The sequence below is a fragment of the Streptomyces macrosporus genome (assembly GCF_039533145.1).
Classification (GTDB): domain Bacteria; phylum Actinomycetota; class Actinomycetes; order Streptomycetales; family Streptomycetaceae; genus Streptomyces; species Streptomyces macrosporus.
Genome location: NZ_BAAASZ010000026.1, coordinates 105,716 through 118,372 on the forward strand (window position 1 = coordinate 105,716; position 12,657 = coordinate 118,372).

Below are 12,657 nucleotides of genomic sequence, written 5' to 3' on the forward strand. Positions count from 1 at the left end.
CGGAGAAGTCCGAGAACCTCCAGAACGGCGTCTCGATGGAGTTCCACCCCCAGCCCCGCGGCGGAGAGCCCAGGCCGTGGGCGTTCCCGGCCCCCGAGCGCGGCGAGCTGCCCAACGGTCTGACCGTGCTGCGCTGCCACCGTCCCGGCCAGAAGGTCGTGGCCGTCGAGGTCAACCTCCTCGCGCCGCTGGACGCCGAGCCCCGGGAGCAGGAGGGTGTGGCCGCGATCATGGCCCGCGCGTTCAGCGAGGGCACCGACCGGCACAGCGCCGAGGAGTTCTCCGCCGAGTTGGAGCGCTGCGGCGCCACCCTGGACGCGCACGCCGACCATCCGGGCGTGCGGGTCTCCCTGGAGGTTCCGGCCTCCCGGCTGGCCAAGGCGCTCGGCCTGCTCTCCGACGCGCTGCGTGCTCCGGCCTTTCCGGAGAGCGAGATCGAGCGGCTGGTGCGCAACCGCCTGGACGAGATCCCGCACGAGTTGGCCAACCCCGCCCGTCGGGCGGCCATCGCCCTGTCCGACGAGCTGTTCCCGGACACCTCCCGGCTCTCCCGCCCGCGCCAGGGCGCCCAGGAGACCATCGAGCGCATCGACGCCGCGGCCGTGCGCGCCTTCTACGAGGCGCACGTGCGGCCCTCGACCGCCACGGCCGTGGTGGTCGGCGACTTCACCGGCGTGGACCTGGACAAGGCCCTCGCCGACACCCTCGGCACCTGGACCGGTACGGCCGGCAAGCCCCGGCCCGTGCCGCCGATCACGGCGGACGACACCGGCCGGGTGATCATCGTGGACCGTCCCGGCTCGGTGCAGACCCAGCTCCTCATCGGCCGGATCGGCCCCGACCGGCACGACCGCGTGTGGCCCGCCCAGGTGCTCGGCACGTACTGCCTGGGCGGCACGCTCACCTCCCGCCTGGACCGGGTGCTGCGCGAGGAGAAGGGCTACACCTACGGCGTGCGCGCCTTCGCCCAGGTGCTGCGCTCGGCCCCCGACGGCACCGGCGCCTCGCTGCTGGCCATCAACGGCTCGGTGGCCACCGATGTGACGGGGCTCGCGCTGGCCGACCTGTGGCAGGTGCTGCGCACCCTCGCCGAGGAGGGGCTCACCGACGCCGAGCGGGACACGGCCGTGCAGAACCTGGTGGGCGTCGCCCCGCTGCGGTACGAGACGGCGGCGGCCGTGGCGGGCACCCTCGCCGACCAGGTGGAGCAGCACCTGCCCGACGACTACCAGGCGCGGCTGTACGAGCGGCTCGCCGAGACCGGCACGGTGGAGGCCACGGCGGCGGTCGTCGCCGCCTTCCCGGCCGACCGTCTGGTGACGGTCCTGGTGGGAGACGCGTCACAGATCGCCGACCCGGTGCGGGATCTGGGGATCGGAGAGGTGACGGTCGTCACGGACTGACGGGGAATCGGACGGACCGCGCGTGACGGCCGTCACGTTCCGAAGGGTATCGCGGCGCATCGGAGGTGACGGCCGTCACGCATCCCAAAAGGACCGCAGTGCGCCGGAGGTGACGGCCGTCACGCCGCGGGAGTGACGGCCGTCACGGATCGGCGGTCCGCAAGTCCCGGACCAGCGAAGGCCCTTGGTGTGCTTGTCACACCAAGGGCCTTTCCCGTGGGCGGATTGACGCTTCCGGAGGAAGGTTTATGTGGCATGCGATACAAAACGCCCGATTTGTTTGCTCGCTCAAGCACGGCCGTTTAGCTTCGAGTCCGTTGGCCGTCAGAAGCGTCCGCATCCGTGGCCGCCGGCCCACGCATCGCCGAGTCCCCCGTCCGGGGGAGCCGGGGACCCACCCTCCGCCTCCTGTGCGCGAGGGGTCCATCCCACCGGGGTGAATCGAGCCGAGTGCTCGTAGGAGACCTTCCCGCTCCGAACCCGTCAGCTAACCCGGTAGGCGACACGGAAGGAAAGGAGCACGCCGTACATGGCGTTCACCCGTGCCACCGAGAAGCTCACCGAGAAGGTCACCACCTTCACCGGGAAGCTCGCCGAGAAGCACCGGCTCTCCGGCCGCGCCGTCCGCACGGGCGCCGGTCTGCTGGGAGCCGCCACCCTCGCCGCCACCGGTGTGGTCGGCACCATCGCCACCCCCGCCGTCGCCTCCTCGGGCGAGGCGCACAAGACCTACGCCCTGGGCTTCGCGCAGGCCGTGGCCGTCGGTGACACGATCGCCGACGACGTCCGGGCCCAGGCCCAGGCCCAGCAGCGCGCGGCCGACGCCTCGCGCGTGAAGGCCGAGGAGATCGCGGCCGCCAAGGCCGTGAAGGCCGAGAAGGTCGCCCGGGAGCGCGCCGCCGAGCGTGCGGCCGCCGCCGAGCGCGAGGCCGAGGAGCGCCGGGCCGCCGCGAAGCGCGAGGCCGAGGAGCGCCGCGCCGAGCGGACCGCCGAGCGCCGTGCGGCGAGCGGCTACGTCGACCCGGTCGCGGGCGTGGACACCACGACCACGTACAAGCAGGCCGGCGCCTCCTGGTCCTCCGGCAAGCACAGCGGCATCGACTTCCCCGCCGCCACCGGCACCCCCGTGCGGGCCGTGGGCCCGGGCACCGTGGTGACGGTCGGCTGGGGCGGCGCGTACGGCAACCAGATCGTCATCCGCCACGACGACGGCCGCTACACCCAGTACGCCCACCTGTCCGCCACGAACGTGACGCCCGGCCAGCGGGTGGACGGCGGCCGGCAGATCGGCGCGGTCGGCTCCACCGGCAACAGCACCGGCCCGCACCTGCACTTCGAGGCCCGCACCGGCGCGTACTACGGCTCCGACATCAACCCGATCACGTACCTGGCCTCCAAGGGCGTCGACGTCTGACGGACGCCCCCGGGCGGACGCCATCGGACGGACGGCACACGGCCGCGCGACCCACGAGTCGCGCGGCCGCAGCTTTTCCGCCTGTTTTCCACGGGGCATCGGAATTTCCGTGACGGTGGAATACAGTTCGACTCTGCGGAACATCGGAAACGCGGAGACGACGGCGGAGGTCGACCCATGCGCATTTCGGCGCACATGGTGTGCACTGCGGTCCGCGACGACATCGTCTCCGGAGCATTCCCGCCCGGCGCCCGGCTCACCGAGGAACTGCTCGCCAGACGCTACGGCGTCTCGCGGATCCCGGTGCGCGAGGCGCTGCGCACCCTGGAGTCGGAGGGCTTCGTGATCACCCGCCGGCACGCGGGCGCCTGTGTCGCCCGGCCCAGCGAACAGGAGGCGGCCGACCTGCTCGACATCCGGGCCCTGCTGGAGCCGCTGGGCGTCGCGCGGGCGGCCCGGCGCCGCACCGAGGCGCAACTGAAGGTGCTGCGCGGCCTGGTCCGTCTGGGGCGGCAGCGCGCCGAGCACGGCCACTTCTCCGACCTGCGGGCCCTGGAGGACTGGTACCACGAGACGCTGGCCCAGGCGTCCGGCAGCCCGACCCTGGCCGCGCTGCTCACCCAGCTCCGGCGCAAGATCACCTGGGTCTACGCCGCGGAGCCCCCGACACGGGCGACGGCCGTCTGGCGGGAGCACGGCGCCATCGTGGACGCGGTCGCCCGCGGGGACGCGGAGCGGGCGCGGGCCCTGGCGGTCGCCCATGTGGAACGCTCCGTCGCGGCCCGCCGCGAGCAGCGGCCGGTGGCCGTGCGCGAAACCGGCCGGAAAGCCGCCGTGAGAGAGACGAAACATTCCGTCAACACGGGAGGCGACAATGCGTAACAGCGGTCGTATAGCGGCGGGATGAAAAGCCGGCCACATTGTCCACCCATTGTTCCGCGGATATGGCGAAGGCGGTGGAGCGATACCGCTCCACCGCCTCCGCCGGTGTTTTCCGGAGCCGTCTTCCGAGGTTTTCCGGTTCAGACGGCGCCCGGAAGCTCGTCCAGCCCCTCGGAGACCAGCTTCGCCAGACGATCCAGGGCGACCTCGGCGTCCTCGATCGGGGAGGCCAGCACGATCTCCTGGCCGCCCTCCACGCCCAGCCCCAGCACCGAGAGCATCGAGGCGGCGTTGACCGGCTCGCCCCCGGGCCTGGCCACGGTGACGGGGACGCCGGACGCGGTCACGGCACGGACGAAGATCGCGGCGGGACGGGCGTGCAGGCCCTCGGCCCAGCCGACGGTGACGCGGCGCTCAGCCATGGTGTCGTCCTTCGGATCGGAGCAGCTGTCCGAACCAGCTTTGCACACGGAAAGGCCCGACCGGAGCGAGGGACGCGCCCCGCCCGTGCCCCGCCGGCCGCCCCGCCGAACGTCCCCCCGCGGAGGGGCCGCGAACCGGAACGCCGGTGACTAGGCTGACCCCATGCGGACGCCGACCGAGCCTGCCTACCCCGCCCACTGGGAGGCCGACGTGGTGCTGCGCGACGGCGGCACGGCCCGGATCCGTCCCATCACCCCCGACGACGCCGACCGCCTGGTCAGGTTCTACGAGCAGGTCTCCGACCAGTCGAAGTACTACCGCTTCTTCGCCCCCTACCCGCACCTCAGCGACCGCGACGTGCGCCGGTTCACCCACCACGACTACGTCGACCGGGTCGCCCTGGCCGCCGTCATCGGCGACGAGTTCGTCGGGACCGTCCGCTACGACCGCATCGACGGCACGGGCCGGCCCGCCTCGCTCCCCGCCGACGAGGCCGAGGTCGCCTTCCTCGTCCGCGACGACCACCAGGGGCGCGGCGTCGGCTCCGTCCTGCTGGAGCACATCGCGGCCTGCGCCCGCGAGCGCGGCGTGCGCCGCTTCGTCGCCGAGGTGCTGCCCGCCAACACCAGGATGGTCAAGGTCTTCACCGACGCCGGCTACTCCCAGAAGCGCAGCTTCGAGGAGGGCACGGTCCACCTCGTCTTCGGGATCGAGCCGACCGAGCAGTCCGTGGCCGTCATGCGGGCCCGCGAGCAGCGCGCCGAGGCCCGCTCCGTGCAGCGGCTGCTCTCTCCCGGGTCGGTCGCCGTCATCGGGGTCGGCCGCGCCCCGCGCGGCGCCGGACGGACCGTCCTGGCCGGCCTGCGCGAGGCGGGCTTCACCGGCCGCGTCTACGCCGTCAACCGGGCCTTCCCGCCGGAGACCACCGAGGTCGAGGGGGTGCCCGCCCACCGGTCGGTGCGCGAGATCCCCGAGCCCGTCGACCTGGCCGTCGTCGCCGTCCCCGCCGAGCGGGTGCCCGACGTCGTCACCGAGTGCGGCGAGCGCGGCGTGCAGGGCCTGGTCGTCCTCTCCGCCGACTTCGACCGCGACGAACAGCGCGAACTGGTGCGCCGGGCCCGCTCGTACGGGATGCGGATCATCGGCCCCAACGCCTTCGGCGTGATCAACACCGCCCCCGACGTCCGGCTCAACGCCACCCTGTCGACCGAGATCCCCGAGCGGGGGCGCATCGGCCTGTTCACCCAGTCCGGCGCGATCGGCATCGCCGTGCTCGACGCCCTCCACCGCCGGGGCCACGGGCTCGGCGGCGTCTCCACCTTCGTCTCCGCCGGGAACCGCGCCGACGTCTCCGGCAACGACGTGCTCCAGTACTGGGACGACGATCCCGACACCGACGTCGTCCTGATGTACCTGGAGTCCTTCGGCAACCCGCGCAAGTTCAACCGCCTGGCCCGGCGCACCGCCGCCCGCAAGCCGATCGTGGTGGTCAAGGGCGCCCGGCACAACGCCAGCGCCCCGCCCCCCGGGCACGTCGTCCCCGTCAGCCGCACCCCCGACGCGACCGTCTCCTCGCTGCTGCGGCAGGCCGGGGTCATCCGCGTCGACACGGTCACCGAACTCGTCGACGCCGGCGTCCTGCTGGCCGGCCAGCCGCTGCCGGCGGGCCCGCGCGTGGGAGTCCTGGGCAACGCCGAGTCGCTGTGCCTGCTCACCTACGACGCCTGCCTCGCCCGGGGACTGCGCCCGCAGCCCGTCACCGACCTGACCACCGAGGCCATGCCCGAGGACTTCCGGGAGGCCCTGCGCAGGGCGCTGGAGGACCCGGCCACCGACGCCGTCGTGGTCACCGCGATCCCCTGGGTGGACGACCCCCGGGGAGGCTGGGGCGCGGCCGAACTGGCCGGTGCGCTGCGCGAGGCCGCCGCCGGCAGCGCCAAACCGGTGGCCGTCGTCCACCTGGCCATCGAGGGGCTGGACGCCGCCCTCGCCGCGTGCGGACTGCCCGCCTACCCCTCGCCCGAACGGGCCGTGGGCGCCCTGGCGGAGACCGTCCGCTACGCGAAGTGGCGGCGCCGGGCCCAGTCGCCCGGCCGGGTGCCCGAGTACGACGACATCGACGAGGCGGCGGCCGCCGCCCTGCTCGCCCGCGTCCTGGAGAAGGAACGCGATCCGCGCCACAGCGTGCCGCTGAGCGGCAGGGAGACGGCCGAGCTGCTGAGGCACTACGGCATCGCGGTGCAGCGCGCCCTGCCCGCCCCCGACGTGCACGCCGCCGTGGCCGCCGCGCGCCGGCTCGGCTACCCCGTGGCCCTGAAGACCACCGCCCCCCACCTGCGCCACCGGCCCGACCTCGGCGGCGTACGGCTGGACATCACGGACAAGGCCGGGCTGCGGCACGCGTACGCCGAGATGACCCAGCAGCTCGGCAAGCCCGCGGAACTGCGGCCCGTCGTCCAGGCCATGGCGCCCCGCGGCGTGGACACCGTCGTGAAGGCCGCCGTCGACCCCGCCACCGGCGCGGTGCTCTCCTTCGGACTGGCCGGCCCGCCCTCCGAACTGCTGGGCGACACCGCCCACCGACTCGTCCCCGTCACCGACCGGGACGCGGCGGACCTGGTGCGCTCCATCCGCTCCGCGCCCGTGCTGTTCGGCTGGCGCGGCGCCCAGCCGGTGGACACCGCCGCCCTGGAGGAACTGCTGCTGCGCGTCTCCCGGCTCGTCGACGACCATCCCGAGATCGTCTCCGTCGACCTGGAGCCGGTGGTGGTCGCCGCCCGCGGCCTGACCGTCCTGGACGCCGCGATCCGCGTCGCCGACGCCCCCGCGGCCTTCGGCACGGGCAACCCCGCCTGGGCCGATCTGGGACCCCGCCGCCTGCCCGCGTACTGAGCCGCCCGATCACCGTAGGATGGGCGACATGGCGAAGACCGGTACGACGACCCAGGGGCTGCGCGCGGCGATCGAGCGCAGCGGCTACTACCCGGCTCTCGTGGCCGAGGCGGTCGAGTCCGCCGTGGGCGGGGAGCCCGTGGCCTCGTACCTGGTGCACCAGGAGACGACGTTCGACGCCAACGAGGTGCGCCGCCACGTCACGGTGCTGGTGCTCACCGACACGCGGTTCATCGTCAGCCACACCGACGAGCAGCCCGCCGACGGCACCTCCCCGTCGCCGTACGCCACGACCTCCACCGAGTCGGTGAAGCTGGAGCGGATCTCCTCCGTCGTGCTCAGCCGGGTCGTCGCCAACCCCGAGTCCTACACCCCGGGCACCCTGCCCCGCGAGGTCGTCCTCACCATCGGCTGGGGCGCGGTCTCCCGCCTCGACATGGAGCCCGCCAACTGCGGCGACCCCAACTGCGAGGCGGACCACGGCTACACGGGCTCCCTCACCGCCGACGACCTCTCGCTGCGGGTCAGCGAGACGGGCGACGGCCCGGACACCGTCCGTCAGGCGCTCGCCTTCGCGCAGGCGCTCTCCGAGGCCACCGCGGCGACCGCCGGCGCCCGCCGATGACCCACTCCCTCCCGCACGACCCGGTGCCCCTGGACCCCCGCACCGCGCCCGTACCCCGCTACGGCGAGGCGTCCCTGGCCGACCTGCTCCCCGCCATCGTGGCGGGGCAGGGCGTGCCGGGGATCACATCGGGGCTGAAGCTCCAGCCGGCGGACCGGGCCTGTGTCTTCCTCGTGGACGGCATGGGCTGGGAGCTGCTGGCGGCCCACCCCGACGAGGCGCCCTTCCTGACCTCGCTGCTGCCCACCTCCCGCGGCGGCACCGGGGAGCCGATCACTGCGGGCTTCCCCTCCACGACGGCCACCTCGCTCGCCTCGGTCGGCACCGGCCAGGTCCCCGGGGCCCACGGGCTGCCCGGCTACAGCGTGCTGGACCCGGCGACCGGCGAGCTGATGAACCAGCTCCGCTGGCAGCCGTGGACCGACCCGTACCTGTGGCAGCCGTACCCCACCGTCTTCCAGCTCGCCGACGCGGCCGGGGTCGCGGCCTGCCAGGTCACGGCGCCGCATTTCGAGCACACCCCGCTCACGCGGATCGCGCTGTCCGGCGGGGCCTTCCACGGCAGGCTCTCCGCCGAGGAGCGGATGGACTTCGCCGCCGACCGGCTGGCCGCCGCCGACCGCACGCTGGTCTACACGTACTACGCCGAACTCGACGGCAACGGCCACCGCTACGGCGTGGACTCCGACGCCTGGCGCGGCCAGCTGATGTACGTCGACCGCCTCGCCCAGCGGCTGGCCGAGCAGCTCCCGCCGCGCTCGGTCCTCTACGTCACCGCCGACCACGGCATGGTGGACGTCCCCCGCGACCCCGAGGCGCGGTACGACTTCGACGAGGACTGGGAGCTGCGCGCGGGCGTCGCCCGCCTCGGCGGCGAGGGCCGGGCCCGCCACCTGTACGCCGTGCCGGGCGCGGCCGACGACGTCCACGCCGTCTGGCGCGAGGTCCTGGGGGACCGGGCGTGGGTGGCGACCCGGGACGAGGCGATCGAACTGGGCTGGTTCGGCCCGCGGGTCGACGACCGGGTGCGCGCCCGGATCGGCGACGTGGTGGCCGCGATGAGCGACGGCGTCGCGGTCGTCGCCACCGAGAGCGAGCCCAGCGAGTCCGAACTGATCGGCATGCACGGCTCCATGACGCCCACCGAGCAACTGGTCCCCCTGCTCGAAGTGCGCACCTAGGGCCGCGCGCCCCGAAGCCCGTCACCGCCGACCCGTCGAAAGGTCCCCAACTCCCCATGCCCGAACTGGTTTTCTTCGCCGGAACGATGGACTGCGGGAAGTCCACCCTCGCCCTCCAGATCCAGCACAACCGTTCGGCGCGCGGCCTGTCGGGGATGATCTTCACGCGCAACGACCGGGCGGGGGAGGGGCTGCTGTCCTCCCGGCTCGGCCTGGTCACCGAGGCCGTCGAGGCGGGCGAGGGGTTCGACTTCCACGCCCATCTGGTGAAGCACCTGACGGCGGGCGGCCGCACGGACTACGTGATCGCCGACGAGGCGCAGTTCCTGGCGCCCGAGCAGGTGGACCAACTCGCCTGCGTCGTCGACGACCTGGGCATCGACGTCTTCGCCTTCGGGATCACCACCGACTTCAGGACGAAGCTCTTCCCCGGCTCGCAGCGGTTGATCGAGCTGGCCGACCGGATCGAGTCGCTCCAGGTCGAGGCGCTGTGCTGGTGCGGCGCCCGGGCCACGCACAACGCCCGTACGGTCGGCGGGAGGATGGTCGTCGAGGGCGCCCAGGTCGTCGTGGGGGACGTGGGCGGCGCGGAGGGCGAGGTCGGCTACGAGGTGCTGTGCCGGCGCCACCACAGGCGCCGTCTCACCGCCGCCGCGGCCCGGGCGGGCGCGCTGTCCCCGGACGTGCTGCCCGTGGACGACGTGGATGCCCCGGTTCCGTCCCGGAGTTGAGGCCCTTTCGGAGCCGGGCCCGCCCGAGCCGTGACGGCCGCGGAGGTCAGCGGCTCCTGTGGATCACCGCGAAGGGCGCGCCCTCGCGGTCGGCGAGTCGCGCCAGCCGCCCGTGGGGCGAGTCCTGCGGGGGAGTCAGCACCCGTCCGCCCAGCTCGGTCACCCGACGCGCCACCGTGTCGGTGTCCTCCACCTCGACGTACATCAGCCAGTGCGAGCCGCGGTCGCGCGGCATCGAGGCCCCCATGCCGTTGATGCCCCCGACGACCCGATCGCCCGCCGTCACGGTGAGGTAGCCGAACTCCCCTCCCGCGCCCGCCGCTCGACCGGGCGCCGACGCGTCCTCCTCGACGGGCTCGGTCTCCAGGCCGAAGACCGTCCGGTAGAACTTCTCGACGTCCGACGTCCGACGGGTGATCAGCTCGTTCCACACCACCGTGCCCGGACCGCCGCTCATGTGCGCCGCGGGACGCGTGTTCGTCTGCCGGATCCCGAAGGAGGCTCCGGCCGGGTCCGCCGCGATCGCCACGCGCATGGTCCCGTCCATGTCCAACGGCCCGACCCCGACCGTTCCGCCGCACATGCGGACCAGATCCGCCGCCGCGTCGGTGTCGTCGGCGGCCAGGTAGGGCAGCCAGGCGGCCTGGCACTGCCGGCCGGGCGGCATCTGACCGATGCACGCGACCTCGTGCCCGCCGAGCACGGCACGGGCGTGCGGACCGGTCCCTCCCGGCCCCGGACCCGGCCGGTACTCCCAGCCGAACAACTCGTGGTAGAACTCCTGGCTCGCGGCCGGGTCCTCGGCCAGCAGGCTCACCCAGCAGGGGGTTCCCGGAGCGCACCGGGTCGCAGCCTCGGTCATCTGTTCACTTCTCTCCTCGTGACCGTCGTCGATGCGGTCGTTCGGTGACGTTCCGCGCACTGTCGGTACCCATGGTCTCATCCGCCGTCCCCGTCCGTTCCGTGCGGTCCGGGCACCGGCGGGGGGCCACGCCGTGCGGAGAGCGGGACGCGGAGGGCACGGCCGCGCGAAGATACGGCCATGGCAGTCATCGTCTCCCCTACCCAACTCGCGCGGGAACTCACCGATCCGTCCACCCGACCGGTGCTGCTCGACGTCCGCTGGGACCTGGGCGGCCCGCCCGGCCGCCCCGCGTACGAGGCGGGCCACCTGCCCGGCGCCGTCTACGTCGACCTCGACACCGAGCTGGCCGGAGAAGCAGAGGAGGGGAGGGGCCGCCACCCGCTCCCCGACCCCGAGGTCTTCGGCGCGGCGATGCGCCGGGCCGGGGTGTCCCACGACCGCCCGGTGGTGACCTACGACAGCGGCCACGGCTGGGCCGCGGCCCGCGCCTGGTGGCTGTTGCGCTGGGCCGGCCACGAGGACGTGCGGGTGCTGGACGGCGGCCTGGCGGCCTGGGACGGCCCGCTGACCCGCGAGGTCCCCGACCCGCCCGAGGGCGACTTCGTCCCCCGACCGGGGTCGGTGCCGGTGCTCGACGCGGACGGCGCGGCGGCCCTGGCCCGCACCGGCGTGCTGCTCGACGCCCGCGCGGCCGAGCGCTACCGGGGCGAGGTGGAACCGATCGACAAGGTCGCCGGCCACATCCCCGGGGCGCTCTCGGCCCCGACCGTCGAGAACACCGTCGAAGGGGGCGCCTTCCGACCTCCCGCCGAACTGGCCGCCCGTTTCGCCGGGTTGGGCATCGACGCGGACACCGAGGTCGGCGTCTACTGCGGCTCGGGCGTCTCCGCGGCCCACGAGGTCCTCGCGCTGGCCGTCGCGGGCATCGACGCGGCGCTGTACGTGGGCTCCTGGTCGCAGTGGAGCGCCGACCCCTCCCGTCCGGTGGCGACGGGCCCCCAGCCGGGCTGAGACGCGTCGGGGCCCCGCGGGCGGCCGCACGGCCGGCCCGCGGGGCCCCGACGCGGTGCTCACTCCTTCTTCTTGCGGCGCGTGCCGAAGACGATCTCGTCCCAACTGGGCACCGCCGCACGACGGCCCGGACGGACGCCGTCCGCCTCGGCCTGGCGGTCGGTGCTGCCCGTGAGGCGGTCGCGGTGGCCCGACACCGAGCGCGGCATGAGGACGTCGGCGTACGCGCTTCCCGCGCTCGCGGCGGGGGCCGGGGGCTCCACCGCCTCCGCCTCCTCGTCCGGCTCGTCGGGCCTGCCGCCGGGGGAGACCCCCTGCTCCGGCACGACCAGATCGCCCCGGAAGCTGGGCACCGCCTCCAGGAGGCTGGTCAGCGAGTCCCGCTCGCCCCTGCCGTCCTGGCCCACGGCCTCCGGCGGCTCGGACGAGGAGATCTCGGAGCGGTCCGTCCGGTCGAAGCGGTCGCGCGGCAGCCGGGCGATGCGCGGCACGAACGGGAAACTGGGCTCGGGCGTGTCGTCGCTCTCCCCGATGAGGGCCCGCGCCTCGTCGTCCACGGCCTGCACCAACCGGCGCGGCGGGTCGTACGTCCAACTCGCCGAGTGCGGCTCGCCGGCCACCCGGTAGACGAGCAGCACCTCCCAGGTGCCGTCGTCCCGGCGCCAGGAGTCCCACTGCACCGTCTCCTTCTCGGCGCCGCGCCGCGCCAGGCGCTCGGAGACGATCTCGCCGAGCTGCGGACCGGTGCTCTCGCCGGGACGGCGCACGGGGGTCTTGCGGGCCCGCTCGGCCATGAACGCGCGCTCGGCCAACACCGGCCCCTCGAACCGCCGTACGCGGTCGACGGGGATGCCGGCGAGCTGGGCGACCTCCTCGGCCGAGGCCCCGGCCCTTATCCGGGCCTGGATGTCGCGGGGGCGGAGGTGGCTCTCGACCTCGATCTCGATCTGCCCCAGCCGGGCACGGTCGTTGCGGACGGCGGCGCGCAGCCGCTCGTCGATCGGAAGGGTGTACTCCGTGTTGTCGGCAGCCTTGAGCACCAGCCGTGTGCCGTCGTTGCTGACGGCCACGACACGCAGTTCGGGCATGGGAACCTCCCGGGTGGTGCCTGCCGACGTCACGTGCGTCGCTGCTCCCGCTAGACGAGTGTGGCGTGCCCGGGTGCAGCCTGCCACAACCTTGCCGACTTGCCCGGCGTGTCGGGTCCGCGCCCGGGTCCGCCGATGTGGC

Annotated in this window: 11 protein-coding genes and 1 riboswitch; of the genes, 8 read left to right on the forward strand and 3 right to left on the reverse strand. The window is 74.1% G+C overall.

What is annotated here, in order from left to right:
- Window positions 1-35: 35 nt before the first annotated feature.
- The 3 genes from ABD335_RS17495 to ABD335_RS17505 all read left to right on the forward strand — a co-directional run bounded on the left by ABD335_RS17495 (window position 36) and on the right by ABD335_RS17505 (window position 3,699).
- Window positions 36-1,403, forward strand: a complete 1,368-nt coding sequence (locus ABD335_RS17495; RefSeq protein ID WP_344324711.1) for a M16 family metallopeptidase — start codon at window positions 36-38, stop codon at window positions 1,401-1,403.
- Between the two features lie 352 nt (window positions 1,404-1,755).
- Window positions 1,756-1,920: riboswitch (cyclic di-AMP (ydaO/yuaA leader) on the forward strand.
- Window positions 1,921-1,932: 12 nt separating this feature from the next.
- Window positions 1,933-2,817 (forward strand): M23 family metallopeptidase, encoded by an 885-nt coding sequence (locus ABD335_RS17500; protein ID WP_344323931.1) that lies wholly within the window; start codon window positions 1,933-1,935, stop codon window positions 2,815-2,817.
- Window positions 2,818-2,994: 177 nt separating this feature from the next.
- Window positions 2,995-3,699 carry a GntR family transcriptional regulator gene (locus ABD335_RS17505; RefSeq protein WP_344323933.1) on the forward strand — a complete coding sequence of 235 codons (705 nt, stop codon included), beginning with the start codon at window positions 2,995-2,997 and terminating at the stop codon, window positions 3,697-3,699.
- A gap of 140 nt (window positions 3,700-3,839) precedes the next feature.
- Here ABD335_RS17505 and ABD335_RS17510 read toward each other — a convergent pair whose 3' ends face one another.
- Window positions 3,840-4,121 (reverse strand): HPr family phosphocarrier protein, encoded by a 282-nt coding sequence (locus tag ABD335_RS17510; RefSeq protein WP_344323935.1) that lies wholly within the window; start codon window positions 4,119-4,121, stop codon window positions 3,840-3,842.
- A 163-nt stretch (window positions 4,122-4,284) separates the two neighbouring features.
- Between ABD335_RS17510 and ABD335_RS17515 the strand changes: the two genes are divergently transcribed.
- From ABD335_RS17515 to ABD335_RS17530, 4 genes are read left to right on the forward strand one after another with little or no spacing between them, the layout of a single operon-like run.
- Window positions 4,285-7,014, forward strand: coding sequence for a bifunctional acetate--CoA ligase family protein/GNAT family N-acetyltransferase (locus tag ABD335_RS17515; RefSeq protein ID WP_344323937.1), 2,730 nt, complete (start codon window positions 4,285-4,287; stop codon window positions 7,012-7,014).
- A gap of 28 nt (window positions 7,015-7,042) precedes the next feature.
- Complete coding sequence (locus ABD335_RS17520) at window positions 7,043-7,639, forward strand: DUF5998 family protein (RefSeq protein WP_344323939.1); 597 nt, start codon at window positions 7,043-7,045, stop codon at window positions 7,637-7,639.
- Window positions 7,636-8,820, forward strand: a complete 1,185-nt coding sequence (locus tag ABD335_RS17525; RefSeq protein WP_344323942.1) for an alkaline phosphatase family protein — start codon at window positions 7,636-7,638, stop codon at window positions 8,818-8,820. The genes ABD335_RS17520 and ABD335_RS17525 overlap by 4 nt, the downstream gene beginning before the upstream one ends.
- 56 nt (window positions 8,821-8,876) lie before the next feature.
- Window positions 8,877-9,551 (forward strand): thymidine kinase, encoded by a 675-nt coding sequence (locus ABD335_RS17530; protein ID WP_344323944.1) that lies wholly within the window; start codon window positions 8,877-8,879, stop codon window positions 9,549-9,551.
- 46 nt (window positions 9,552-9,597) lie between these two features.
- Here the strand turns inward: ABD335_RS17530 and ABD335_RS17535 are convergent, their stop codons facing one another.
- The gene (locus tag ABD335_RS17535; RefSeq protein ID WP_344323946.1) at window positions 9,598-10,413 is read right to left on the reverse strand and encodes a VOC family protein; all 816 of its coding nucleotides are present in this window, start codon (window positions 10,411-10,413) and stop codon (window positions 9,598-9,600) included.
- A gap of 180 nt (window positions 10,414-10,593) precedes the next feature.
- Here ABD335_RS17535 and ABD335_RS17540 point away from each other — a divergent pair, with 180 nt between their 5' ends.
- Entirely contained in the window at window positions 10,594-11,427 is an 834-nt protein-coding gene (locus ABD335_RS17540) for a sulfurtransferase (RefSeq protein WP_344323948.1), read from the forward strand.
- A gap of 59 nt (window positions 11,428-11,486) precedes the next feature.
- Here the strand turns inward: ABD335_RS17540 and sepH are convergent, their stop codons facing one another.
- The gene (gene sepH, locus ABD335_RS17545; protein ID WP_344323950.1) at window positions 11,487-12,548 is read right to left on the reverse strand and encodes a septation protein SepH; all 1,062 of its coding nucleotides are present in this window, start codon (window positions 12,546-12,548) and stop codon (window positions 11,487-11,489) included.
- Window positions 12,549-12,657: the final 109 nt, after the last annotated feature.